The organism is Bradyrhizobium sp. NBAIM08 (assembly GCF_020193935.1).
In the GTDB taxonomy this organism is placed as follows: Bacteria; Pseudomonadota; Alphaproteobacteria; order Rhizobiales; family Xanthobacteraceae; genus Bradyrhizobium; species Bradyrhizobium yuanmingense.
The window spans coordinates 1-386 of sequence record NZ_JADYVR010001278.1 but is presented as its reverse complement, the minus strand read 5'-3'; the positions used below and the strand labels follow the sequence as shown (position 1 = coordinate 386).

1 protein-coding gene is annotated in these 386 nt (G+C 70.5%); it reads left to right on the top strand.

What is annotated here, in order from left to right:
* The coding region (locus tag I6F37_RS44515; protein ID WP_225155059.1) for a S41 family peptidase at positions 1–343 on the top strand (343 nt) is incomplete at its 5' end.
* Positions 344–386 lie beyond the last annotated feature (43 nt).

The window sequence follows — 386 nt, the reverse complement described above, 5'->3', positions numbered from 1 at the left end:
CGGCGACATCTTCTCGCACTACTTCCGCAAGGCCGGCCTGGGCCCGCTCATCGGCAAGCGCACCTGGGGCGGCGTCGTCGGCATCTCCGGCCGCGGGCCGCTGCTGGACGGCGGCGCCGTCTCGGTGCCGCTGAACGCGACCAACGACGAGAACGGCAACTACATCATCGAAGGCGAGGGCGTGACCCCGGACATCGAGGTGGAGAACGACCCCGCGTCGGTCATCGCCGGCAAGGACCCGCAGCTCGACCGCGCCATGGCGGAGGTGCTGAAGGCGATGGAGGCGAATCCGCGGCAGCTGCCCAAGCGACCGGCGGACCCGGTGAAGACGCAGCAGCGGTAGGACGGAAGCCAGGATCGCGTCCCGACCAATGCCAGGGCCGGGA